A 23,309-nucleotide genomic window follows, 5' to 3' on the forward strand; every position below is an offset into this window, starting at 1 on the left:
GTAGACACGTGTCTACCCTTTTTGAACATAGATTCAGTTTTTGGCAAAAGGTGGGTTCCCTTGACGCAAAAAAGCAGCCGGCTTACGCCGACTGTGCCTTACTCAAACACCATTTGATTGTGATACAACTCGGCGTAAAAGCCATTTTCCGCCAACAGCTCGTCATGCGTGCCTTGCTCGATGATCTTACCCGCCTGCAGGACGACGATTTTATCGGCGTTCAAAATGGTCTTCAGGCGGTGCGCAATGACGAAGCTGGTGCGGCCTTGGATGACGTTATCCATCGCCGCTTGAATCTTGGCCTCGGTCACGGTATCGACGTTGCTGGTGGCTTCATCGAGAATCAACAGCTTCGGATTGGTGAGAATCGTGCGGGCAATCGACATCAACTGCTTTTGCCCGGCGGAGAACACCGACTGTTCATCTGAAACCGGCGTGTCGTAACCTGCCGGCAGGCTGGCGATGAAGTCGTGGATGTTGGCCTGTTTGGCTGCGGCAATCACCGCGGTCATGTCCGCCTCGGGGTCGCCGAAGCGAATATTATCGGCGATGGTGCCGGAAAACAGCTGCGGGTCCTGCAACACGATGCCGACATGCGCGCGCAAAGCCGGCAAGGCGAAGTCGCGAATGTCGGTGCCATCAAAGGTCACGCTGCCGGCGTCCACATCGTAGAAGCGATTCAGCAGGTTCATCACCGTCGTTTTGCCGGAGCCGGTGGGGCCGACCAAGGCGACCATTTCGCCGGTGTGCACGGTGATGTCCACGCCGTGCAGGATCTCCTTGCCCGGCAGGTAGCTGAAGTGGACGTCGTTAAGCTGAATGGCGTCGTGAATTTGCGTCAGCGGCAAGCCGGGTTGCGGCGAAATTTCGTCAGGTTGGTTGCGTACTTCGTCGATGCGCCGCGCGCCGGTAATCGCCAGTTGAATCATGCTGTACAGACTGGTGAAGGAAATCAAGGGCTGGTAATACTGCTGCGCGTAATTGACGAAGACAACAACCAAGGCCAACGCGGCGCCTTGGCTCATGCTACCGGACACCGCCAGCCACGAGCCGAAGAAGATCACGATGGCGGTATTTAACAGCGACATGCCGCCCATCAAGGGGTTCAACACCCCGGACCAAATCTGGCCACGCAAAGCGGTTTGCCGCCACTTGGCGTTTAACGCATCGAACCCGCGAATCGAATCCGCCTGCAAGCCGTTGGTGATGATCACCTTTTGGCCGGTGACCTGCTCGTTGATGTAGCCGTTCAGCCGGCCGATGTCGTCTTGTTGGGCGTTGACGCTGACGCTGGCCTGGTGAATCACCCAGCCGGCAATCACCAGCGCCACCGGTGTCGAGGCCATCGTCACCCACGCCAGCTGCACGTTTTGGTTGAACATCATCAACAAGATGCCGACGAATTGGGCGATGGCCAGGAACAATTCCAACAACGCCTGGTTCATCGCGTTAAAAATATTGTCGAGGTCTGACGTATACCGCGCCAAGATGTCGCCGTCGCTGTGCTGGTCGAAGTATTGCACCTGCATGCGTTGCATCTTGCGAAACAGCCCGACGCGCATCGTGCCGGTGGAAAAACTTGCCACCCGCGCCAGAATCAGCGAAGCGAACAGGATGGTGCTGGCGTCGCCGAAATACAATAGGATGTAAATGATGATCGTGCGGTCGAATTGGGCGAAGCTAGCCTGCCCGCGGGTGGCGGGGTTAGCCCAGTGCTGCAGATAAGTGGTGAGTTCCTCAATGGCGCGGCCCAGGTAAGTCGGCGCTACGACGATACACCACGTCGAGATGCTAATCAGCACCATGGCCACCAGCATCCCCAGCCAGTAGCGGCGCAAGTAATGGGCGTAGTAGCGGCCGGCATTCTTCAAGTCTGTCATTGCGCCGCCTCCTTCGCCTTTTGCGTGCGGTAGATTTCCTGATACGTCGGGTTATTGGCGACGAGCTCGCGGTGGGTGCCGTGGCCGACCAGGCGACCGTCTGCCAGCACGAGAATCTCGTCGGCGTGGATGATCGAGCTGATCTTTTCGGCGATGATCACCGTGGTGGTGTGCGCCAGGTGCTTACCCAGCGCCTCTTGCACCAGCTTTTCGCTGCGGGCATCTAAGGCGCTGGTGGCGTCGTCGAGGATCAACACCTTCGGCTCAGCGATGACGCCGCGGGTGATGGCGAGACGCTGTTTTTGCCCGCCGGAGAAATTGGCGGAGCGCTCCTCCACCGGCGCGTCGTAGCGCTCCGGCAGCCGCTCGATGAACTCGGCGGCCTGGGCGATGCCCGCGGCGCGCTCCATTTGCGGCAAGGCGGCGCTTGGTTGCGCCTGGCGGAGGTTGGCCGCGATGGTGCCGGAAAACAGCGTGCTGCGCTGCAAGACGAAGCTGACGGTGTCGCGAATCGTCGCCTGGCTGAGCTCGCGCAGGTCCACGCCCCCCAGCGTCACGGTGCCGGTGTCGGGGTCGAACAGCCGCGGAATCAGCTGGGCCAGCGTCGTTTTGCCCGACCCGGTGGCGCCGACGATGCCCACCTGGGCACCGGCCGGCACGGTGAAGCTGATGTCGCGCAAGGTCGGCTGGTCGTCGCCGGGATAGGTGAAGCTGACGTGGTCGAAGGCGATGCTGCCGCCCACCGGCTGGCTCGGCCCGGCGACGAAGTGCATGCTCGGCGCGTGAGTCATCACCGTTTCGAGCCGGCCGATGGAAATCATCGCGCGGGCGGCGAAGGTGGTCATGAAGCCGGCATTGATGACGGCAAACATGATTTGGAACAGGTAGCTCGTGTAGGAACTAATCGCCGCCAGGTACGCCGGGTGCGCGGTGATGTTGCGGCCAATCAGGAACACCGAGACGCCGATGGCCAGGTTGCACGCCAAGAAAAACGCCGGCATTAAAATGGCAAACAAGTCGCCGATTTTCGTGTTGACGTCGCGCATGGCGTCGGAGGCCTTGGCGAAGGTCTTGATCTGGTTATCTTCTTGCACGAAGGACTTGACCACCCGAATGCCCATCAGGTTCTCCCGGGCGATGGTGTTCACCCGCTCCACCAGCTTCTGGGTGCGGCCAAACAGCTTGCCCATTTTCTGGAAGGCAAACCAGCTGACGCCGATGATGGCCGCCATCATCACCAAGATGATCCACCACAGGCTGGGAATGGTCACCAAGGCCAGCACCAAGGCCCCGAAAAACAGCAGCGGAATGCGCGTCACCTGCTGGAACACGGCCATCAAGACTTGCTGAATCTGGTTGATGTCGTTGGTCATGCGCACGACCAAGTTAGACGGCGAGAACTGCTCGACGTCGGCGTAGGCGAAGGTTTGCACGTGGCGGTAGACGTCGGCGCGCAGGTTGGTGGCGACGTTTAAGGCGATGCGCGCCGAATACACCGTGTTGATGACGCCGGCGCCGATGCCGATGACGCCAAGCGCCACCAGCCACAAGCCGAGGCGAAACACGGTCGCTTTATCATTGGCGATAATAGCGGTCATGATTTGCTGCAAGACGCGCGGCTGCCACAAGGTGGCAAAGGCCACCACCGCCACGGACACAATGGCCCACCACACGTCGCCTTTGAAGCGCGCCAGGTAGGGTTTCAATAATTTCATTTGGGGCTCCGATCATAAACGTAATTATTTTCAGCTTACCGAAAAGAATGGCTGAACGCAATCGCGTGGACTTTGATAGAATGACTAAGGACACAAAGGAGGGCGCAGATGGATTACATCACGCGGAAAAAAATCGCCACGGCGTTTCACACCGCGGTGATCCAACGCGACTTCACCCACACGTCGGTCACCACCATCATGGATCTGGCCTGCATGCGACGCCAAACGTTTTATGATTACTTTCAAGATAAATACGAGCTGCTGGTGTGGTTCGTCGCCGATTCTCTCGGCGAAACCATCGAGGCCAACTTCGGTTACCTGCCGTGGCGCGAAATCGTGCAGCTGACCATGTTCGAGCTCGACGCCCAGCGGCCCTTTTACGCCAGCGTCATGCGCGACCAGCAGGAAGTCGACTTGGTGGATTTATTTGCCGCGCACCTGCAGGATTTGGTGCAGCATTATGCCACGAGCTGGACGCAAAACACCACTAGCCAACGGCACGTGACCGAGCTGGTGGTGCTAGGCATTAGCTACCGCATCATGCGCAACCTGACGGCGGTGAACCCCATCGATTATGAAATTATCGGCGCCGATGCGATCAAGTCGCTGGCCGAAATCATCGACCAGCCGCACCCGTGACCTACCACGCCGGCACCGCCACCGGCGCCTGCAGCGCGGTGAGCCATGCCGGATCCGCCAGGCGCATCAGCGTCAGCGACAGCCCGTGCATGCCATTGGCCGACATGAAGTTGCCGACATGATTGAAGGCCACAGTGATCGGCTGCAGCGCCAACAGCTCGCGGACGTCGCGGTTAAACACGAGATTTTCCATCACGGTGGTGCCGCCCAGCGAGTTCACCAACACGGCGTATTGCTCGCCGGCCTGCCAGCGAAACGCCTGGCGCAACTTGGTGATGAGCTCGCGGGCCAGGAGCTCGGCCGATTGAAACGGCTCAGTGCGATACCCTGGCTCGCCGTGAATCCCGACGCCATAGGCCACCGAATGCGGCGGCAGCGTGAAGCTTGGTGCCTCTTGGCCGGGCACCACGGCCCCGGCCAGCGAAAAGCCAATCGTCTTGATGCACGGGGCGAGTTGCTGGGCCAAGGCCGTCAGCGCGGGCACCGAGGCCCCAGCCGCGGCGGCCGCGCCGAGCACCTTGTGCACCAGAATCGTCCCGGCCACGCCGCGCTTGCGCGTTGCTAGCGCCGGCCCTTCAACCGAAATATCATCGGCGACGATGGTCATCCCCACCTCGTACCCGGCTGCCTCCAGCCGGGTTTTTGCTACGGTGAAACTGGTGACGTCGGCCACGAAGTTCTTCACGATGAAAAACACACGGTGCTGCTTGGCGACCACGCGGGTCACGGCCACGATGTCATCGGCGGTCGGCGGCACAAACATCTCGCCCATCACCGCCGCGGCCAACATGCCACGACCCACGTAGCCCCAATGCGCCGGGTCGTGGCCGGAGCCGCCACCACCAATCAGCGGCACCAACTGCTCATCGTGTTGCGGCCAATAAAAGCCGCGCGTGTTGGGCACGCGCGCCAGTTGCGGATACGTCCACAAAATCCCAGCGGCCAAGTCGTCGAGCACACGGGTAGGTTCGTCGATGAGCTGCATGTGACCACCTCCAGATGAAATCGGTTACTAGCTTCTATTATACCTGCGCGCCAGTGCCCGCACCCCGGACAATTTTCAGAACCTGTCCGTGGCATTCCAACCGGTGGCCGGGTTACAATGAGAACGGATTCAAAAATAAGAAAGGATCGTGTTTGTTCATGAAAAAGATTATTAATGATCCCCATGACGTCGTCCCAGAAATGGTTGATGGCCTCGTGCGCTCCTACCCAAGCATCTTGGAGCAGGTGCCAGATACGCTGGCCATGGTGCGTGCTGATAAAGATTCAATGAAGGGCAAAGTCGGCATCGTGTCCGGCGGGGGCTCCGGCCACGAGCCGACTCACGCGGGCTTTGTCGGCAAGGGCATGTTGTCCGGCGCCGTGGCCGGGCAAGTCTTCACCTCCCCGACCCCGGATCAGATTTACGCCGCCATCAAGGCCGTCGATCAAGGCAAGGGCGTGTTCTTGGTCGTCAAGAACTACTCCGGTGACGTGATGAACTTCGACATGGCCAAGGACATGGCGGAAATGGACGATATCGAAGTGCGGCGCATCGTCGTCGATGACGACATCGCCGTGAAGGATTCCCTGTACACGCAAGGCCGGCGCGGCGTGGCCGGCACAATCTTCATGCACAAGGTCCTCGGCGCCGCGGCGCAAGAAGGCGCCAGCCTCGACGACTTGGAGAAACTCGCCAACGCCGTTTTGCCAAACATCAAGACCATCGCCGTTGCCTTGTCTGCCGCCACGGTCCCAGAAGCCGGCAAGCCAGGGTTTGAACTGGCCGAAGACGAAATCGAATTCGGCGTCGGCATTCACAGCGAACCCGGCTACCGCCGCGAAAAGCTGCGTCCAAGCAAGGAGCTCGTTGAGGAATTACTCGGCAAGCTGGATGACGAAATGCACCTGGACCCTAACAAGCAGTATGCGATGCTGGTCAACGGCATGGGCGCCACACCGTTGATGGAACAATACATCTTTGCGCATGACACCCTCGACCAACTGAAGGCCAAGAACATCACCCCGGCCTTCACCAAGGTCGGCAACTACATGACCAGTATCGACATGGCCGGCATCAGCTTGACCTTGTTCGAACTGGCCGACCCGGCTTGGCTGAAAGCCTTGAACTACCCGGTCGAAACTGTCGCCTGGTAGACCGTTGGGGACGGATGGGAATGTGGACGCGTTTTAGAAAGGACCAGATTGATGTTTACAGCAGAAAATACGACCGCGTGGTTAACCAACTTCGCGGGTAAAATCGAAGCCAATGCGGCTTACCTCAGCGACCTCGATACACCGATTGGCGATGCCGATCACGGCAACAACATGGCGCGCGGCGTCACCGCCGTTACCGAAGCGCTGGGCAAACTCAGCGACCCGGACCTCGTCACCGTGTTGAAAACCACGGCGATGGCCTTGATTAGCAAGGTCGGCGGCGCCAGTGGCCCGTTATACGGCACGGCCTTCTTGGAAATGGCCAAGGCCGCCAAGGATGCCAACGACACCGCGACGTTGCTCGATGCGGCGCTAGCCGGGATCGAAAAGCGCGGCGGCGCCACCACTGGCGACAAAACGATGGTCGACGTGTGGGTGCCACTGGTCGCTGACGTCAAGGCCGGGAGCCTGACCAAGGACCAAATCAAGGCCGCGGTTGAAGCCACCAAGGACATCGAGGCCAAAAAAGGCCGCGCGTCGTACCTCGGCGAGCGGTCCGTCGGCCATATCGACCCGGGTTCGCAAAGCTCCGGCTACTTGTTTGAAGCCTTAATCGAAACGGAGGGGATTTTGTGAGTTTAGGCATCGTTGTTGTCTCACACGTACCAGAAGTCGCCCAAGGCATCACGCGCTTGATCAAGCAAGTCGCCGCCAACACCCCACTGACCTACGCCGGTGGTACCGATGATAACGACATCGGCACCAGCATGGCCAAAATCAGCCAGGCGTTTGAAGATAACTCGGCCGACGAGCTGCTGGCGTTTTACGATTTGGGCAGCGCCAAGATGAACCTCGAAATGGCCATCGAAATGACCGATAAAAAGGTGCACCTGTATGACGTCGCCTTGATCGAAGGCGCATATACGGCGGCCTCGCTGGTGGAAGCCGGCGTCGATTTAGCCGCCGTTGAAGCGCAACTGGCACCACTGAAAATCAAATAATTCCCGCGGCGCATTGGCGTCGCCGCCATTATTAATCAAAATTATTGGAGGGTATATCATGCAAGGATTTTTAGGAGAATTTCTCGGGACCATGGTCCTCATCGTTTTCGGTGTCGGCTGTGGGGCCGGCAATAGCTTGAAGAAAACCTACGCCCATGGTTCCAACTGGACGTTTGTCTCCCTGGCCTGGGGTTTGGCCGTAACCTTTGGCGTCTACGTCGCGGCGACCTTCGGCTCTGACGGCCACCTGAACCCAGCGGTCACCTTGGGCTTTGCCGCATTCGGCTTCTTCCCATGGAGCCAAGTTGGCGGCTACCTGCTCGGCCAGTTCCTCGGCGCCTTCGTCGGGGCGTTGATCGTCATGGTTCAATACTACCCACACTTCAAGGCGGCCAAGACGCCTGAGGACGGGAACAACGTCGGCATCTTCGCCACTGGTCCAGCGATTCCAAATCCGCTGTTCAACTTCCTGTCAGAAACCATTGCCACCTTCTTCTTCGTCTTCACCCTGTTGAACTTGGGTGACTTTACCAAGGGCTTGAAGCCATTGATCGTCGGCTTGCTGATTGTCGTCGTTGGCCAAACGCTTGGTGGGACCACGGGCTTCGCCATCAACCCTGCCCGTGACTTCTCGCCGCGCCTGGCTTACGCTGTCATGCCAGTGCCGAACAAGAGTGACGCCAACTGGGGTTACGCTTGGGTGCCGATTTGCGGCCCAATCGCCGGCGGCTTGTTGGCTGGCTTCCTGCAGTTCTTATTGGTTTAAGTTCAATCTATTGCTCGGCGGTGTGGCGCAAGCCACACCGCTTTTTTTGCGGGCAAATTCATGAGTGTGACGCGTCAGGCGTCAGACTACTTGGCGCTTGCCTGGTGCGTAGCGGCTGTCGGCCTAGCGGATACGAATCTGACGCGTCAAGCGTCAGACTTTTATAGCGGGACATATCCTGGCTGGGTCCTGCCTTCTACATTGTGAGGCGATGTGATGCGTGACGCGTCACATTACTCGGAGCGGCAATTTAAGAGATGCATCATATTCCAGAAGTTGTGTAAGTCTGACGCGTGACGCGTCACATTGCCTCATCCGTTGATCAACTGGATTAATCCCAAGTATCAACCTGAACCAAATCCGACGCGCTGTGCGTCACATCACTGCGTCATGCCGACAACGACGACAACCCCGCATTCGATATCCTTCAGCTTGTGACGCACAATGCGTCAGATTACTACCGCATTCAAAACCACGCCACAGCTTGCTCCCGACATTCTTTGGCATCTGACGCGTGACGCGTCACATTGCTTTCGCATTTAAAACTACGCCACATCTTGCTCCCGACATTCTTCGGCATCTGACGCGTCATGCGTCACATTGCTTCCGCATTCAAATCCACCGCACAGCCTGGAGCAGAATTTTTGGATCATGTGACTCCTTACGCGTCACATTCAACCCGTCGGCGTGCCTTCAACCGGTTCGACAATCTGTACTAATCTTTAGCCACAGTTCCCACTTATCAATAATTAGGTGTTGCAACCGATTTCATTCCATGATACATTGTGGACGTGATAGTTGTTGCCAATTTTAATTCATGACTAAAGGAAGTGTGCATATGTTGACCACAGTACCAGCCAGTGTCGCCATGTTGAAGGTCCTCGAAGCCTGGGGCGTCAAGCACGTCTACGGGTATCCCGGCGGCTCGTTTAACTCAACCATGTCGGCGCTTGAAGTCGAGCAGGATAATATTCAATACATTCAGGTGCGGCACGAACAAGTCGGCGCGCTGGCGGCTGCCGCCGAGGCCAAGCTCACCGGCAAAATTGCCGTGACGTTTGGCTCCGCCGGCCCAGGCGCCACCAACCTCTTGACGGGCCTGTATGATGCCCGCGAAGATCACGCGCCGGTGCTGGCGCTGGTGGGTCAAGTGCCGCACACCAACATGAACTACAACTTCTTCCAGGAATTCGACGAAGGCCCGATGTTTGCCGATGTCGCCTGCTACTGCCGCACGGTAATGACCGGCGAAAGCCTGCCTTACGTTGTCGACAAGGCGATTCGCGAAGCGTACCGGCACCAAGGCGTGGCCGTCGTGATCATTCCCAACGATTTTGGTTACGTGCAGATTCCCGATGTGCCATACAAGAGCAGCAGCCCAAGCGACAACAAGCCGACCCCGCTGCCCGAAGCCACGCCGGCTGAAATCGACCAGGTGCTGGCCATGATCAGTGCGGCCAAGCGACCAGTCTTTCACGTCGGCCGAGGCATTCGCCAAGGTGGGGAGCAGTTAATCGCGTTATCTAAGAAGCTCCAGATCCCTATCATCATGACCGGGCTCACCAAGGGCCTAATCGACGAAGATTACCCGGGAAATCTTGGCTTCGTTAACCGCGTCGGGTCCAAGTCCGCCAACGAAATCATGGACATTGCCGACCTCGTCATTGCCATCGGCGCCGACTTCCCGTTTGCCAATAACGTCTACACGCGCCACGACTTCAAGTTTATCCAGGTCGACGCCGACGCCGCGCAATTCGGCCGGCACCACTACCTCGACCTCGGGGTGTGGAGCGACGCCACCTACTTCGTCGAGCAGCTGCTGGCCAAGGCCACCCCGGCCGCGCCAAGCCAGTTCTTCCAAGCGGCGGTGGCCGACCACCAAAACTGGCGCGACTATCAGGCCAGCCTGGTGGATAACCCCAGCGAACCTCTGGCACTCGAGCCGCTGTACCATGCGTTGAACGGCATCATCGACCCGGATGCGATCATCGCCTTAGACGTCGGCGACAACACCATCAGCCTGTTGCGCTACCTCAGCCTCAAGCCGACCAACAAATGGGTGGTGTCTGCCTTGTTTGCCTCGATGGGCGTCGGCATCCCCGAGGCGATCGCCGCCAAGCTGAACTACCCGGACCGCCAGGTGATTTCGATTTCCGGCGACGGCGCGTTTTCCATGGTGATGCAGGACCTAATCACGGAGAAAAAGTATCACCTGCCGATTCTCAACATCGTCACCAGCAACACCACGCTGGGCTTCATTCGCGATGAGCAGGCCGACATTCCAGGCATGAACGATTACTCCGGTATTGACTTGGAAGACCAAGACTTCGTGAAAATTGCTGAAGGCATGGGCATCGCCGGCGCCACGGTGACCAAACCCGCCGACTTGCCGGCGGCCTTGGCTCAGGCCCAAGCCACCATCGCCGCGGGCCAACCCTTTTTGCTCGAAGCCAAGGTGACCAAGAAGCGCGCCTTCCCGGTGGAGGCGCTCAAGGTGAAGATCGTCGACGGCCGCGTCGAGGAAACCGTCAGTCCGACCTACAACGTCAACCGTGCCTTGCAGGCCCCGGCGACGCTGAGCGACTTCTTCGCCGAATATGACGGTCAGTCCCTGCGCCCGCTGCAAAGCTTCCTCGATGACGCCGGCGTCGTCCTCGACTAATTTCAGTGTGTCACCCGCCTACCCCTGCTCCGGTAGGCGGTTTTTTTGTTTGATTGCCTTTTGCTGTGGAAACGACTAGATTTTAACTAGGCATTATGAAAAGAGGCAAATTTATGGACAAGGCAACAGCATTATTGCAGGAACTGGTTCAAACCAACACCGCTAACGGCAACGAAGCGGCGGCGGCAGCAATCTTACAACGGGAATTTGAGGCGGCGGGTATCGCCACCAAACTGGTCGAATACGCCCCGGGCCGCGCCAATCTGGTGGCGGAGTTTGGCGACGGCGACGATTTGCTGGCGTTCACCGGGCACGAAGACGTGGTGGCCACCGGTGACGAATCCGCCTGGACGCACCCGCCGTTTGCCGCGGAGATTCACGACGGTAAGCTCTACGGCCGCGGCGCCAGCGACATGAAAAACGGCTTGGCGGCGATGGCGTTGGCCTTCATCGCCTTGCACAACAGCGGCTTTGACCACCACATGCGCTTCATGGCCACGGTCGGCGAGCCCACCGGTGGCAAGCTGATTTATGGGCACTCGGGATCCTACAATTATAAGGTCAAAAGTTATGGTAAGTCCGTGCACAGCTCGATGCCGGCCACGGGAATCAACGCCTTGGAGCCGCTGCTGGACTTCGGCGTCACCGAGCGCACCTTGTTTGATGACGCCCCAGCTGATCCGATCATCGGCAAGCTCGAGCACAGCGTCACGGTGATGAAAGCCGGCGAGCAGGTCAACACCATTCCCGATTACGCGGAGCTCGCCGGGAACATTCGGCCGGTGCCGACGTTTAACAACGCCGCGGTAACCGAGCGCCTGCAGCAAACCGTCGCGGCGTTAAACGCGAGAAGCGCCGGCCGCGTCGAGTTCGAGCTGACTCACAGCTTCTTCCCGGTGTTGACCCCCACCGACGCCAAGCTGGTGACGGCCACCCAAGCCGCGGTGGCGCAAGTCAGCGGCACCGCACCAGCGTTGGCCATCATCCACGCCGCCACAGACGCGTCGGAATTCACCAAGAGTGCCAACCATTTTGACACGATTATCTTCGGCCACGGCGATGACACCGAGAACATGTCGCACCGGTTGAATGAATACGTCGACTTGGCCCAGTATCAGCTGGCTGTTCAAGAATACGAGGCAATCGCGCGGCGCTATTTCGCCTAGGAGCGGAGTTTGCTAAAATAGACTGCATAGTTACGCAATAATTATCCAAAGGAGTGCACAATGGAATATTTGAAACTACTTGGGATTGTCATCATCGTGATTGGCTTCGCCTTCAAATGGGAAACCACCGCGGTGGTCGTCATTGCCGCCATCGTTACCGCCTTGTTCTCCGGCATGAGCATCCCCGACTTGCTGACGACGCTGGGCCAAAGCTTCGTCGATAATCGCATGGTCACGCTGTTCTTCCTGACCCTGCCGATGATTGGCCTGGTGGAACGCTCCGGCTTGAAGGAAGTCGCCGTCAATGGCATCAAAAAGCTCAAGCACCTGACGCCGGGCTGGATCTTGAATATTTATCTGGCCATTCGTGAACTCACCGGGGTCTTCGGCATCAACCTGCAAGGCCAAGTCCAATTCGTGCGGCCGATTATCGCGCCGATGACGACCGCCGCCGCGGAGGTGCAGCGCAAGCTCACCGCCAAGGACGAAGACGTCTTGAAGGGCCGCGCCGCCGCCGTGGACAACTTCGGGAACTTCTTCGCCCAAAACTTGTTCGTCGCTTCGGCTGGTGTGTTGTTGATCGCCAGCACGATGAAGTCGCTGAAGCACACCGTCACGCCGACGCAAATCGTCACCTACACCATTCCGATTGCCATCATCACGCTGATCATCGTGGGCGTGTACAACTTGTGGTTCGATCGGCGCTTTAAGCGGGAGGGCAAATAATCATGGTGGATACCTTACTCTTAGTCATGTACGTGTTGATTGGGGTCGTGATGGCCATCGCCGGCATCGAATCCTTCCGCGATCACACCAACCCCGCCCGCATCGGCACCGGGTTGTTCTGGATTTTACTGGCCATCAGTTTTGCCTTCGGGACCTTGATTCCGCCGATGGCCACCGGCGTGTTGATTGTCATCATCGGCTTGCTGGCGGCGTTCAAACAGATTCGCGTCGGCACCCTGCCTAAAGTCGATAGTGCCTACGCCGAAGTCGCCGCCAAGAAACTCGGCTTCTGGGTTTACGCGCCTAGTATTGTGCTGGCAATCGTCTCCGTGGCCATCGCCCAAACCAAGCTCGGCGGCCAAGTCGGCATCGGGATCGGGGCCGTCGTGTCCTTCATCTTCGCCTGGCTGTTGACCAAGGCCAGCCCTAAGGTGGCTTACGCCGAAACCCAGCGCATGGTGCGCTCGGTTGGCGCCGCCGGGATCTTGCCGCAACTGTTAGCCACCTTAGGCGCGGTGTTCACCGCCGCCGGGGTCGGCACACTGACCGCCAAGCTGATTGCCGGCGTCTTTCCTGCCGGGAGCCACCTCGGCGGGGTCATCTTATACTGTGTGGCCATGGCGCTGTTCACGGCAATCATGGGTAACGCGTTTGCGGCCTTTGCCGTCATCACCGCCGCCGTGGGGATTCCCTTCGTCGTCGCGGTTGGCGGCAACCCCGCCGTCGTCGCCGCTATCGGCATGACCAGCGGCTATTGTGGCACCTTGCTGACGCCGATGGCCGCCAACTTCAACAGCCTGCCGGTGGCCTTGATGGAAATGGATGATCCCATGGGTGTCATCAAACAGCAGGCCCCCGTCTCTGTGGTATTATTAATTGTGCAGATCGCGTTGATGTACGTCTTGGCATTTTAATTCCACAGGGCGCCGCAGCGCGGTTAAGCGGCGTAGCAGAGGTGCCGCCGCGTGGTGTAGCCCGCTTTTGGCTACAGCACGCGGTGGTCCTCTGCCTAGCCGCTTGCGCTGCGGCGCCCGACTATGACACCTCTAGTTCCGTATCAGCACCAAGAAAGGAAGCATCCTGATGAAAATTCTAGTCACGGGGTTTGACCCGTTTGGCGACGACAAAATCAATCCGGCCATCGAGGCGGTCAAGCGCCTGCCGGCTGAGATTCACGGCGCCCAAATCGTGAAGCAAGAAATTCCGACCAAGTTCGGCGTATCCGCCGAGGTCACGCATGACGCCATCGTGCGCGAACAACCTGATTACGTCTTAAGCGTCGGCCAAGCCGGCGGTCGCTTCGGCCTGACGCCGGAACGCGTCGCCATCAACCTGGACGACGGCCGCATCAAGGATAACGCCGGCTACCAGCCGCTGAATCACACGATTCACGACGACGGCGCCCCTGCCTACTTCGCGCAGCTGCCGATCAAGGCGATGGCCCGCGCGATTCGCGACGCCGGCTTGCCGAGCACGGTGTCTAACTCCGCTGGTACCTACGTCTGCAACCACATCTTTTATCAGGTGCAATACATGCGCGACAAGGAGTTCCCGAATATCAAGGCCGGGTTCATCCACATTCCGTTCCTGCCTGAACAAGTCGTGGCACGGCCGGAAACCCCGGCGCTGTCACTGGCCGATGACGTCCGCGGCCTCACCGCAGCCATCGGCGCCATCGTCGACCGCGACGGCAAAGGTGACATCGAAACCATCGAAGGCACGATTGCCTAACCTCAACCAAAAAAACAGCGATTCGCCAGGCGGCGGATCGCTGTTTTCGTGTCTCTAGTCGTTATTGCCTTTGACGGCTTTAATCACGGCTTGAATCTGGGCGGCTTGATACGCCGCGGTGACCTGCTTGGTCACCGTGGCCGCATCCGCCTTGGGATTCTTCGCCAAGGCGGCGGCCACTTGCTTCTCGATGGCCGCGGCGGCCTTCGCCTTTTGCGCGGCGGTCGGCTGCTGCATGGCCTTTATGCGCTTGGCCAACTGCTTGGCCTGCTGGGTGGTTAACGCCGTCCAGGTCTTCGGCAGCTGGAACGTGTTGGTCACCCGAATCACCGCGTGGTTGTTCTCGTTGTTGAACAACGCGCGGTAGAAGCCGGACTTGTAGACCCATTCCTTGCGGGTGGTGGTGACTTGCGCCGTGGTCGGTTGGGCCTTGGCCACGAGGTTGGTCACGGTGTAATCTGCCTTGGTGTGCGTCGCCTTGCCCTTAGCGCTGGTTTTGTAAATATACACCGTGTGCTTGCCGCTGGTGCCGACGTTTTGGTACAGCAACAACGGCAGCTGCTTGCTTGGGCTGGCGGAGTAGATCACCTGCGTCGTGCTTTTGGTGACTTGCTTCATGCCAAAGTGGTTAGAGTCGTTGAAGTGCAGCAGCGCGAGGCTACCCACCAACACGACCAGGCTGAGGCCGACCCATAACGAGCGCCAGGCACCATTTTTCATCAAGATAAAACTAAGATACAACGCCAAGGTGGCGAGGCCTAATATCCATAAAATCATTTTGCCGCCTCCTTAGAGTCCATCACGACTTTGCCGCTGGGCATCTTCGTGTTAAGGAAGAAGGCCAACAGCCAGCCGACGGTCGAAAAGCCCACGGCGATCCAAAACGCTGCGTGGTAGCCGGACAAGGTCGCGTTGAAGAATGCGTGCTTGTAGGCCAGCGGGTCGCTAGCCAGTAACGCGTGCGCCGGTTTGTTGGCGTTGGTGACATCGGTCAACACCGACACCATGACCGCCGTCGTGATCGACGTGGCAATCTGGCGCAGCGTGTTGTTGACAGCCGTGCCATGCGCCACCATGTCTTGGGACAAGGCGTTCATGCCGTTGGTGGTCACCGGCATGTTGACCATGGAGATGCCAAACATCCGCACCGCGTAAATCACGGTGATGTAAATCGACGGCGTCGTCGCGGTGATGAACGCGTAAGGCACGGTGGCCACGGCTAGGATGCCGAGGCCGAGTTGAGCCAGGCGCTTGGCGCCGATGCGGTCAAAGACGATCCCAGTAATCGGGCTCATGATCGCGATCAACAGGGCCCCAGGCAGTAACGTGAGCCCGGATTCCAGCGCCGTTTTGCCGTGAATGATCTGCAGGTACATCGGAATGACCATTTCGGCGCCGACCATCGCCATGTTGGAGATCGAGCCGAGGATACTCGACAAGGTGAAGATGCCCGTCTTGAACACACGCAGCTCGAGGAAGGGTTTCTCCAGGTGCAACTGGCGATAGCTGAACAAGGCAATCACGATAACGCCGACGAGAATCGCGCCGTACACAACCGGGCTACCCCAACCCTTGTCGCCGACTTCGGAGAAGCCATACAGCAAGGAGCCAAACCCGATGGAGGATTCGATCAACGACGGCACGTCCAGCGTCGGGTGCCGATCCGGCAAGACGTCGGCCATGAAAAACAGCGAGGCGATGAGTACCAGCACGACGATGGGAATAATCATGCCGAACAGCGTGCGCCAGCCAAAGTTATCGATGACCCACCCAGACAAGGTCGGGCCGATGGCAGGCGCCACCCCAATGGCGATGCCGGCCACACCCATGGCCGCCCCGCGCTTGTTCGGCGGGAAAATCGTCAGCATGATGTTTTGCAGCAGCGGCATGGTGATCCCCACGCCGACCGCCTGCACCAGTCGGCCGACCAGCAGCATCGCAAAGCCGTTGGCGGTAAAGGCGACGGTGGTCCCGATCAGGAACACGGTCATCGCCATGAGATATAGGCGCTTGGTGGGCACCTTGCCGACCAGGTAAGCCGTGACGGGAATCATGATCCCGTTGACTAACAGGAACCCGGTGGTCAGCCACTGCACCGTGGCCGTGGAAATGTTGAACGTCGTCATCAACGTTGGAAACGCGGTCGACAGAATCGTCTGGTTCAACACGGTGGTGAACACCCCGATGATCAGGGTCAACACCAGCATGATCACGTTCACTGGTTTGCCATGTGTATCCTTGATATTGCTAAAATCCATTCTGTCACCCTCTGATTATCTTGTGTTCTTATCACATTATGTTACAATAGCCACAGATAACCTTACGAGTATCGCACCAGAAAGTCAATGGATTTTCTGAAAGGAGCACGAGATGGACCGCCGATTCACTGAAAAATTGCAAGACCTGGATCTCTCGATGGGGATTGGGGAAACCTCCCGCGTCACCGGCGCCAGCCAGGCGCAGATCCGCTACTGGGAGAAAAAAGGCATCATCACCTCGTTTCGCCGCGAGGATGGCGGCAACAAACGCTTCAATCTGAACAATGTCGCCACCATCATCTTCGTGCAAACCATGGTCGAGGAAGGCTACACCCTCGCCAAGGCCGCGGCGCTGGCGCGCCAGCGCCTCGCCCAACACGATGTGATCAAGCACTTCATTCGCGAGCGCCTGCAGGAATACGACGAGACCGGCACCGGCGTCCGCGCCAACTTGGGGCCACTGGCCAACGATCCAGGTTACGACGTAGTGGCCACAATTGGCGAGCACGTCACGATCGAGAAAGTGAAGCGGGCACAGGAAAAGGGTTGAGCACATGCTCAACCCTTTTTACGTCCGCGTTAACGCTTGCGGTCTTCAATCGTGCCGTCGCTATGGGCGATCAGCACCTCATCGCACAAGTTCAGGAATAACCCGTGCTCGACGACGCCGACGGTATGGTCGAGGTAATCGGCCAACCCCGCCGGAATCGGTAGCGGCGACACGCCGAGGTCGATGATGTAATTGCCATAATGCGTGATGTACTTGCTGCCATCGGCTTGGGTGCGGTACGCCGGCTCGAGCCCGGCCGCCTCAAACTTGGTGAACAGGTGGCTGGCACTGATTGGCAGCACCTCGACCGGCAGCGGGAAGCCGGACAGGTGGGTCACGACTTTGCTTTCGTCGACGATCCAGACGTTTTTCTTGCAGTTCACCGCGACGTTTTTCTCCAGCGTCAGCGCCCCGCCGCCGCCTTTGATGCCGTCGAGGTTAGCGTCAACGCGGTCGGCGCCGTCGACGATTAAGTCGGCTTGGCCGATGTCGGCCAGCTCGCTCACCGTAAAGCCATAGCCTTCCAGCTGCTTTTGGCTGCGGCTGGACGTGGTGACGATTGCCTTGAGGTGCAAGCCTTCGCTTTGTTCCCGCGCCGCCAGCGCATCGATGAAAAACTTCACCGTCGAGCCGGTGCCGACGCCAAGCACACTGCCTGGTTGCACCATGGCCGCCGCCTGCTTGGCCGCTTCTTGCTTCAATTCGTCTTGTTGCTGCTTGGTCATTCCTTTTGGCGCCTTTAATTCATCTGGTGTCATTGTTAGCCCCCATTCATCCGTTTAGCTTCACTGTAAAGGGTTGCATTTGGCGTGTCAAGCGCCGCGCCAACCAAAAAGGCGCGGTTGCCCGCGCCCTTCAGCTTACTTGTTCGTGACGGTCAACACCGGCGCACCGAGGTCAACGGTGCCATCGGCGTAGGTGCCGAAGCTGGCCACGGCGTCCATGTTGGTGACCACCGTGATCACCGTTGGCGCCTTGCCCGCCGCGGCAATTTGCTTGAGGTCCATCAACCCCATTTGCTGACCGGCGGTGACGTGATCGCCCACGGCCACGTCATAGGAGAATGGCTTGCCGCCGAGTTCGACGGTATCCAGCCCGAGGTGCACCAGAATCTCCAAGCCGGAGTCGGCCTTCAAGGTGAAGGCGTGCTTGGTGTCGGAAATGGAGATGATCGTCCCGGTCGCCGGGGCGACAATGGTTTCGATGCTTGGCTCGATGGCATAGCCGTCACCAAGCATTTTTTGTGAAAACGCGTCGTCTTTAACGGCACTCAGTTGTTCCAAGGTCCCCGCCACCGTGGCCACGAAGTCCGTGGTCGCACCGGCGACAGGCGCAGCGGTCATAATGTCATCAATGCTTGGTGCGGCAGCAGGCGCTGCAGTCGCCACCGCGGTGTTATCAAGCAGGTTGCCTTCCTCGTCTTTAGCGACCATCGCGTCCTTCGGCACCCCGAAGAAGTAAGTGGCCACAAACCCGCCGGCATACGCTGCCAGCAAGCCGAAGACATAACCCATGGCGTTGCCGAAACCACCGTGAATCAGTGGAATCAAGGCGACCCCGGACGGGCCGATGGACGTCGCGCCGATGCCACCGATGGCCCCGATCACGGCACCACCGACACCACCGCCGACACAGGCGGTCAGGAACGGCCGACCTAGTGGCAGCGAAACCCCGTAAATCAGCGGCTCGCCGACACCGAGGATGCCGACTGGCAAGGCCCCTTTGATCATGTTGGTGAGTTGCTTATTCTTGCGGCAGCGAATCCACAGCGCAATCGCCGTGCCGACCTGGCCGGCGCCAGCCATCGCCAGAATCGGCAACAGCGGCGTCATGCCAAGGTCCTTGATCATTTCTAGGTGAATTGGGGTGAGAATCTGGTGCAACCCCAACATGACCATTGGCAGGAAGACCAGCCCCAAGACGAACCCGGAGAAGGCCCCGCCGACGTTCAAGACCCAGTTGATGGCGCCAACCAGCGAGGCGGACACCCAACCAGCCGCTGGCATGACCAGGAAGATCGTGAAGATGCCCATGATGAGCAACGTGAAGAATGGCGAGAAAATAATGTCGACGGAATCAGGAATATGCTTGTGGAACCATTTTTCCACGTAGCTCATGACCCACACGGCAAACAGGACCCCGATGATGCCACCGGAACCGGCGACCAGGGGCTTGCCGGTAAAGATGTTCGGCAAGGATAGCGGCGCAACGACGCCAGGCAGGTAAATCAACCCGGCGATGATGCCACCCAGTCCAGGGGTCGCGCGGAATTCCGTCGCGGCGTTGATGCCGACGTAGATGTTCAGGTAGGTGAACAGCCCGGCGTTGATGACCTTCATCGTCAAGATGGCCGTGCCCCAGCCAGCGCCGATCACGCCGGCGGTTTGCAAGTTGCCCAGCACCCCGGCGATCCCGGAAATCAACCCGGCACCGACGAAGGCTGGAATCAACGGAATGAAAATCGAGCTAATGTGCTTCAAGGCGGCGCGCCACCAGGTTTGCTTCTGGGCGGCCTTGTGCGCGGCATGGACCTCGGCGGCTTTTTCCTCAACCGCCGTCTTGCCGCTTTGGTAGCTACTGGTGGCCGCGGTGGTGGCGCCGCTTGGGAATGGTTCCCCGAGGTTGACGCCCACTTCGTCGACCATGTTTTGGGCGACCTTGTTCACGACGCCGGGGCCGAGGATGACCTGCAAGGTATCCTCCTGTGCGACGCCTAAGACCCCAGGCACCTTCTTCAAGCCTTCGAGGTCGACCTTGCCGTCGTCCTTGATGGTCATGCGGACCCGCGTCATACAATGAATCAACTTCGCGACGTTGGTTGGACCACCCACGTGATCGTAAATCCCGTCGCCAATGGTTTTGTACTTGTCTTCAGCCATGGTTACACTCCTTTCATTGTTCCCTACTGGATTGCCCGGGCAATAAAGCCGTTGGCCGCGGTCAACCGTTGTTGCGCGGCGGCCGCCGAATCGCCGGTCAGCGTCATCACGATGGCCAGCTTGACGTCATGCCCGGCGGCCTCGAAGTTGGTCGCCGCGGTGGCGGCGTCACAGTCGGTGGCCTGCTGGATGATGCGCTTGGCGCGCGCCACCAGTTTCTCGTTGGTCGGTTTGACGTCGACCATGAGGTTCTTGTAAACCTTGCCCAGGCCTACCATCGCGCCGGTGCTCAACATGTTCAGCACCAACTTCTGGGCGGTGCCGGCCTTCAGCCGCGTCGAGCCGGTGAGCACTTCTGGGCCCACCGGTACTTCGATTTGAATCTCGGCGTGCGCGGAGATTGCGGCGTTGGCGTTGCACGCCAGGCTGATGGTGACGGCGCCGACACTTTTGGCGTAGTCCAGCCCGCCGATGACATATGGCGTGCGGCCAGACGCGGCGATGCCAACCACGGTGTCGTTGGCGGTGAGCTGATGGTCGCGCAGGTCTTGCGCACCCAGCTCGGCGTTGTCCTCAGCGCCTTCCACCGCCACGGTCATCGCCGGCATCCCACCGGCAATCAACCCCTGCACCATTTCCGGGTCGGTGCCAAACGTTGGCACACACTCGGCGGCATCGAGCACGCCGAGCCGACCGCTGGTGCCGGCACCGGTGTAAAACAGCCGCCCGCCTTTGTTGAACTGGGCGGTGATAGCGGTGATGGCCGCCGTGATGGCCGGCAAGGCGTGACTCACGCTCACCGGCACGGTTTGGTCCTCGGCGTTCATCACCTGAGCAAATTCTGCGACACTTAACGTATCCAGGTGCATCGTTTTCGGGTTACGAGTTTCGGTAGTTAATGAAGAAAGATCCATAGTGACCTCCAATTAATAATGGCGTGACGCTGTAACAAAACGAATCGGTGTATTGGCCCCAATCAGATTCAGCAACGGACGGTCGGCGGCGATCACGCGGCCCAGCACATTGACCCCGGCATTGGCGGGCAAGTCCACCTTGGTCACCTGCAGCTCCCCGGCATAGCGGCCGTACTGGTCGTTATCCACGGTCAGCGTACCCAGGGGCCGGGCCTGCGCCGGCTGCGGCGCAGTTGGCAACAGCTGGCGCTTGCGCCCTTCAACCAGGCGCACCACTTGCGCGGCGACGTCGGGCCGGTTGTGCCACAACTCGCCGGTTAAGGCCGCGGGCGCCGCCGTCACGTGTAAGGTGATCGTGCCGGTGGCGCAATAAGCGGCAATGGCGGCCTGGGCGGCAGGCGTGATGGTGTTGTCCCCGATATAGATCCGGCCGGTGTGCAACTGCGCCAAGTCGACCAAGGCGGCCAGCGGCGACCAGCCGCGGTGGGATTCTAATGTCGGCAACTGCTGCTGCAACGGCCCGCGCAGCTCGCCGTCCCCTGGCACAAAGGCCATGGTGGTGAACCCCAACTTGGTCAGCCAGGCGTTTTTCTCGGCGTACCAGTCGCGAGCCAGCCCGGTTTCCGGCCGCGGGTAGTAGTTGTGCCAAGCTTCCAGGTGCGACCAGTCGGCCTCGTTGGCGCGCAAGGTGGCAACATCATCACTCGTCAAGGTGCTGGCGTTTAACGCCACCGGCATGACGTGCGACAACTTCGCCACGGCGGCCAAGTCGATGCCGTCGTCAATGCGCAACCCGGTGAGTCCCGTGGCCAAGATGGCCTGCGGGGCCGCAAGGGTCCACCCTAAGGCGGCCAGCCCGCGGTCTGAGATGTCGGCGATGAGCTCGAGGTGCAGCTCGCGGCACCACGCCGCCAGCTGCGTCACGCGCTGCGCCAACACGTCAGCGTCATCTTCTGGAATGTGCAGCGAGGTGAAGACCCCACTGAACCCGGCGGCTTGCATCGCCTGCATGTAGGCGCGCGTCGCCGCGGTGAGCGGGGCGCTGAGATAAACGGAAAAACCGACCATGTGCTCCTCCAATCGAATAGACCAATTCGCCGATGAAAATGGTGTAACCCTTTTCAACGACAAGTAAAGTGTAGCATGGTGGAAAAACGGTTTCAACCTTTTATGTTAGATAATGAAACATCATTTCGATTTTTTCGCAAAAAAAAGACGCACCAGGCGTCTAACTTTAATGCCGACCGCGAAATCCGGCGCGAAAGACATTCTTGTAATCATCGACGATTTTGCGGCTGGCCACGATGGCCCCCTTGGCCTGGGGATAGTTGCGGCTGACATAGGCGTAATAGATGATATCCACCAGCATCAACTGGGCGTGCAGCGACTGGGTGGCGGCAAAGCGCACGTTGGCCTCTAGCGGCGCCGAGGTGGTCATCACGATGTCGGCGCGGCGGCTGAGCGAGTTGGCCCCTAGCGTGGTCAATGCCACCACCTTGCCGCCGGCTTCTTGCACCAGGCGGCTGCCAATCAACACCTCGGGGGTTTCACCGGAGTTGGACACGAACCAAAACAGTTTCTTCTCCCCATCGCGCGCGGCGGCTAGCGGCAACAGCTGATTCAAGTCGTCGGTGGCCAGACAGTTGACGCCGAGGCGCGACCATTTTTGCACGATGTCTTGGGCGACCAGATACGAGGCGCTCATGCCAAAGCAGACGACCTGTTCGGCGCGTTTCAACCAGCGCAATAGCTTGGCCAGCTCGTCTGGTTGCACGGCCTCGACGGTTTCGTGCAGCGAGCGGTCGGCGTTTTGCAGCAGCTTGGCTTCAATGTTGCTCAGCGTTTCGTTGGCCTTGATCTCTGGGTCGATGGTGACGGCAGTACTGGGGTTGTTGCGGTCAAACGACAGCTGCAGCTTCAGCTCGTTGTAGCCCGGAAACTGCACGCGGCGCGCAAAGCGGCTCACCGTGCTGGGACTGGTGCCGGCAGCTTTGGCCAGTTGCTTGACGTTCATCCCCAACACCAGGTCGGGATGCGCCAGCACATAAGTCGCCAGCCGGTCCTCGGCCTCACTCAACTCGGCGCGGGCACTGAGAATGTTACCTTCAACAGACATCTGCCTCACTTCTTTCTCTTACTGTCTATAGGATAGCGGTTTCTGCCATGAATGAAAAGTTATTTCACCAGAAATGATGAACCGTTTCACCAGGGACTGGCGAAATCGCCTAGACCAATTTCAACTCGAAAATTGTGGTTGACACCCCGAGTTCTCATGCTATACTC

The 23,309-nt window shown here is 59.1% G+C and carries 21 protein-coding genes; 11 read left to right on the top strand and 10 right to left on the bottom strand.

What is annotated here, in order from left to right:
• Positions 1-98: 98 nt before the first annotated feature.
• Together FD02_RS08545 and FD02_RS08550 are read right to left on the bottom strand one after the other, a co-directional pair.
• A complete protein-coding gene (locus tag FD02_RS08545; RefSeq protein ID WP_056951743.1) occupies positions 99-1,880 on the bottom strand; it encodes an ABC transporter ATP-binding protein in 1,782 nt (593 codons plus the stop codon).
• Complete coding sequence (locus FD02_RS08550; protein ID WP_056951745.1) at positions 1,877-3,595, bottom strand: ABC transporter ATP-binding protein; 1,719 nt, start codon at positions 3,593-3,595, stop codon at positions 1,877-1,879. Before FD02_RS08550 ends, FD02_RS08545 begins: the two co-directional genes overlap by 4 nt.
• A 108-nt stretch (positions 3,596-3,703) precedes the next feature.
• Here FD02_RS08550 and dhaS point away from each other — a divergent pair, with 108 nt between their 5' ends.
• Positions 3,704-4,234, top strand: coding sequence for a dihydroxyacetone kinase transcriptional activator DhaS (dhaS, locus tag FD02_RS08555; protein ID WP_056951747.1), 531 nt, complete (start codon positions 3,704-3,706; stop codon positions 4,232-4,234).
• 1 nt (position 4,235) lies between these two features.
• Here the strand turns inward: dhaS and dhaQ are convergent, their stop codons facing one another.
• A complete protein-coding gene (gene dhaQ, locus FD02_RS08560) occupies positions 4,236-5,219 on the bottom strand; it encodes a DhaKLM operon coactivator DhaQ (RefSeq protein ID WP_056951749.1) in 984 nt (327 codons plus the stop codon).
• A gap of 158 nt (positions 5,220-5,377) precedes the next feature.
• Between dhaQ and dhaK the strand changes: the two genes are divergently transcribed.
• From dhaK to pcp, 9 genes are all read left to right on the top strand, one after another.
• Positions 5,378-6,373, top strand: coding sequence for a dihydroxyacetone kinase subunit DhaK (dhaK, locus tag FD02_RS08565; protein ID WP_056951903.1), 996 nt, complete (start codon positions 5,378-5,380; stop codon positions 6,371-6,373).
• Positions 6,374-6,424: 51 nt separating this feature from the next.
• Positions 6,425-7,009 carry a dihydroxyacetone kinase subunit DhaL gene (dhaL, locus tag FD02_RS08570; RefSeq protein WP_056951751.1) on the top strand — a complete coding sequence of 195 codons (585 nt, stop codon included), beginning with the start codon at positions 6,425-6,427 and terminating at the stop codon, positions 7,007-7,009.
• Positions 7,006-7,374, top strand: a complete 369-nt coding sequence (dhaM, locus tag FD02_RS08575) for a dihydroxyacetone kinase phosphoryl donor subunit DhaM (RefSeq protein ID WP_054722959.1) — start codon at positions 7,006-7,008, stop codon at positions 7,372-7,374. The genes dhaL and dhaM overlap by 4 nt, the downstream gene beginning before the upstream one ends.
• Before the next feature lie 58 nt (positions 7,375-7,432).
• Positions 7,433-8,140, top strand: a complete 708-nt coding sequence (locus FD02_RS08580; RefSeq protein WP_054722960.1) for an MIP/aquaporin family protein — start codon at positions 7,433-7,435, stop codon at positions 8,138-8,140.
• 838 nt (positions 8,141-8,978) lie between these two features.
• A complete protein-coding gene (gene spxB / locus FD02_RS08585) occupies positions 8,979-10,802 on the top strand; it encodes a pyruvate oxidase (protein WP_056951753.1) in 1,824 nt (607 codons plus the stop codon).
• Between the two features lie 113 nt (positions 10,803-10,915).
• On the top strand, positions 10,916-11,968 hold the full coding sequence (locus FD02_RS08590) for a M20/M25/M40 family metallo-hydrolase (protein ID WP_056951755.1): 1,053 nt from the start codon (positions 10,916-10,918) through the stop codon (positions 11,966-11,968).
• 60 nt (positions 11,969-12,028) lie between these two features.
• The gene (locus tag FD02_RS08595; RefSeq protein WP_054722966.1) at positions 12,029-12,694 is read left to right on the top strand and encodes a DUF969 domain-containing protein; all 666 of its coding nucleotides are present in this window, start codon (positions 12,029-12,031) and stop codon (positions 12,692-12,694) included.
• 2 nt (positions 12,695-12,696) lie between these two features.
• Complete coding sequence (locus FD02_RS08600) at positions 12,697-13,608, top strand: DUF979 domain-containing protein (protein ID WP_056951756.1); 912 nt, start codon at positions 12,697-12,699, stop codon at positions 13,606-13,608.
• 169 nt (positions 13,609-13,777) lie between these two features.
• The gene (gene pcp / locus FD02_RS08605) at positions 13,778-14,425 is read left to right on the top strand and encodes a pyroglutamyl-peptidase I (RefSeq protein ID WP_056951758.1); all 648 of its coding nucleotides are present in this window, start codon (positions 13,778-13,780) and stop codon (positions 14,423-14,425) included.
• Positions 14,426-14,479: 54 nt separating this feature from the next.
• Here pcp and FD02_RS08610 read toward each other — a convergent pair whose 3' ends face one another.
• Positions 14,480-15,202 carry a DUF4811 domain-containing protein gene (locus FD02_RS08610; protein ID WP_056951761.1) on the bottom strand — a complete coding sequence of 241 codons (723 nt, stop codon included), beginning with the start codon at positions 15,200-15,202 and terminating at the stop codon, positions 14,480-14,482.
• On the bottom strand, positions 15,199-16,683 hold the full coding sequence (locus FD02_RS08615; protein ID WP_056951763.1) for an MDR family MFS transporter: 1,485 nt from the start codon (positions 16,681-16,683) through the stop codon (positions 15,199-15,201). Before FD02_RS08615 ends, FD02_RS08610 begins: the two co-directional genes overlap by 4 nt.
• Before the next feature lie 112 nt (positions 16,684-16,795).
• Between FD02_RS08615 and FD02_RS08620 the strand changes: the two genes are divergently transcribed.
• Positions 16,796-17,233, top strand: a complete 438-nt coding sequence (locus FD02_RS08620) for a MerR family transcriptional regulator (RefSeq protein WP_056951765.1) — start codon at positions 16,796-16,798, stop codon at positions 17,231-17,233.
• 29 nt (positions 17,234-17,262) lie between these two features.
• Here FD02_RS08620 and rpiA read toward each other — a convergent pair whose 3' ends face one another.
• The 5 genes from rpiA to FD02_RS08645 all read right to left on the bottom strand — a co-directional run bounded on the left by rpiA (position 17,263) and on the right by FD02_RS08645 (position 23,142).
• On the bottom strand, positions 17,263-17,958 hold the full coding sequence (gene rpiA / locus FD02_RS08625) for a ribose-5-phosphate isomerase RpiA (RefSeq protein WP_054722974.1): 696 nt from the start codon (positions 17,956-17,958) through the stop codon (positions 17,263-17,265).
• A gap of 135 nt (positions 17,959-18,093) precedes the next feature.
• Positions 18,094-20,112 (bottom strand): glucose PTS transporter subunit IIA, encoded by a 2,019-nt coding sequence (locus FD02_RS08630; protein WP_082603365.1) that lies wholly within the window; start codon positions 20,110-20,112, stop codon positions 18,094-18,096.
• A 23-nt stretch (positions 20,113-20,135) separates the two neighbouring features.
• Complete coding sequence (gene murQ / locus FD02_RS08635; protein WP_056951767.1) at positions 20,136-21,026, bottom strand: N-acetylmuramic acid 6-phosphate etherase; 891 nt, start codon at positions 21,024-21,026, stop codon at positions 20,136-20,138.
• Positions 21,027-21,038: 12 nt separating this feature from the next.
• Positions 21,039-22,094, bottom strand: a complete 1,056-nt coding sequence (locus FD02_RS08640) for a MupG family TIM beta-alpha barrel fold protein (protein WP_056951768.1) — start codon at positions 22,092-22,094, stop codon at positions 21,039-21,041.
• 166 nt (positions 22,095-22,260) lie between these two features.
• Complete coding sequence (locus FD02_RS08645) at positions 22,261-23,142, bottom strand: MurR/RpiR family transcriptional regulator (protein WP_054722976.1); 882 nt, start codon at positions 23,140-23,142, stop codon at positions 22,261-22,263.
• Between the last annotated feature and the right edge of the window lie 167 nt (positions 23,143-23,309).

Origin of the sequence: Lacticaseibacillus nasuensis JCM 17158 (assembly GCF_001434705.1) — a bacterium.
GTDB classification, from domain to species: domain Bacteria; phylum Bacillota; class Bacilli; order Lactobacillales; family Lactobacillaceae; genus Lacticaseibacillus; species Lacticaseibacillus nasuensis.

Bases quoted from the DNA above. Each gene is read 5' to 3' on its own strand.
- rpiA (WP_054722974.1), bottom strand. From the start codon at position 17,958: ATGACCAAGCAGCAACAAGACGAATTGAAGCAAGAAGCGGCCAAGCAG.
- FD02_RS08630 (WP_082603365.1), bottom strand. From the start codon at position 20,112: ATGGCTGAAGACAAGTACAAAACCATTGGCGACGGGATTTACGATCAC.
- FD02_RS08580 (WP_054722960.1), top strand. From the start codon at position 7,433: ATGCAAGGATTTTTAGGAGAATTTCTCGGGACCATGGTCCTCATCGTT.
- murQ (WP_056951767.1), bottom strand. From the start codon at position 21,026: ATGGATCTTTCTTCATTAACTACCGAAACTCGTAACCCGAAAACGATG.
- FD02_RS08600 (WP_056951756.1), top strand. From the start codon at position 12,697: ATGGTGGATACCTTACTCTTAGTCATGTACGTGTTGATTGGGGTCGTG.
- spxB (WP_056951753.1), top strand. From the start codon at position 8,979: ATGTTGACCACAGTACCAGCCAGTGTCGCCATGTTGAAGGTCCTCGAA.
- FD02_RS08640 (WP_056951768.1), bottom strand. From the start codon at position 22,094: ATGGTCGGTTTTTCCGTTTATCTCAGCGCCCCGCTCACCGCGGCGACG.
- dhaS (WP_056951747.1), top strand. From the start codon at position 3,704: ATGGATTACATCACGCGGAAAAAAATCGCCACGGCGTTTCACACCGCG.
- pcp (WP_056951758.1), top strand. From the start codon at position 13,778: ATGAAAATTCTAGTCACGGGGTTTGACCCGTTTGGCGACGACAAAATC.
- FD02_RS08620 (WP_056951765.1), top strand. From the start codon at position 16,796: ATGGACCGCCGATTCACTGAAAAATTGCAAGACCTGGATCTCTCGATG.
- FD02_RS08550 (WP_056951745.1), bottom strand. From the start codon at position 3,595: ATGAAATTATTGAAACCCTACCTGGCGCGCTTCAAAGGCGACGTGTGG.
- FD02_RS08545 (WP_056951743.1), bottom strand. From the start codon at position 1,880: ATGACAGACTTGAAGAATGCCGGCCGCTACTACGCCCATTACTTGCGC.
- FD02_RS08610 (WP_056951761.1), bottom strand. From the start codon at position 15,202: ATGATTTTATGGATATTAGGCCTCGCCACCTTGGCGTTGTATCTTAGT.
- FD02_RS08645 (WP_054722976.1), bottom strand. From the start codon at position 23,142: ATGTCTGTTGAAGGTAACATTCTCAGTGCCCGCGCCGAGTTGAGTGAG.
- dhaQ (WP_056951749.1), bottom strand. From the start codon at position 5,219: ATGCAGCTCATCGACGAACCTACCCGTGTGCTCGACGACTTGGCCGCT.
- dhaL (WP_056951751.1), top strand. From the start codon at position 6,425: ATGTTTACAGCAGAAAATACGACCGCGTGGTTAACCAACTTCGCGGGT.
- FD02_RS08590 (WP_056951755.1), top strand. From the start codon at position 10,916: ATGGACAAGGCAACAGCATTATTGCAGGAACTGGTTCAAACCAACACC.
- dhaK (WP_056951903.1), top strand. From the start codon at position 5,378: ATGAAAAAGATTATTAATGATCCCCATGACGTCGTCCCAGAAATGGTT.
- FD02_RS08595 (WP_054722966.1), top strand. From the start codon at position 12,029: ATGGAATATTTGAAACTACTTGGGATTGTCATCATCGTGATTGGCTTC.
- FD02_RS08615 (WP_056951763.1), bottom strand. From the start codon at position 16,683: ATGGATTTTAGCAATATCAAGGATACACATGGCAAACCAGTGAACGTG.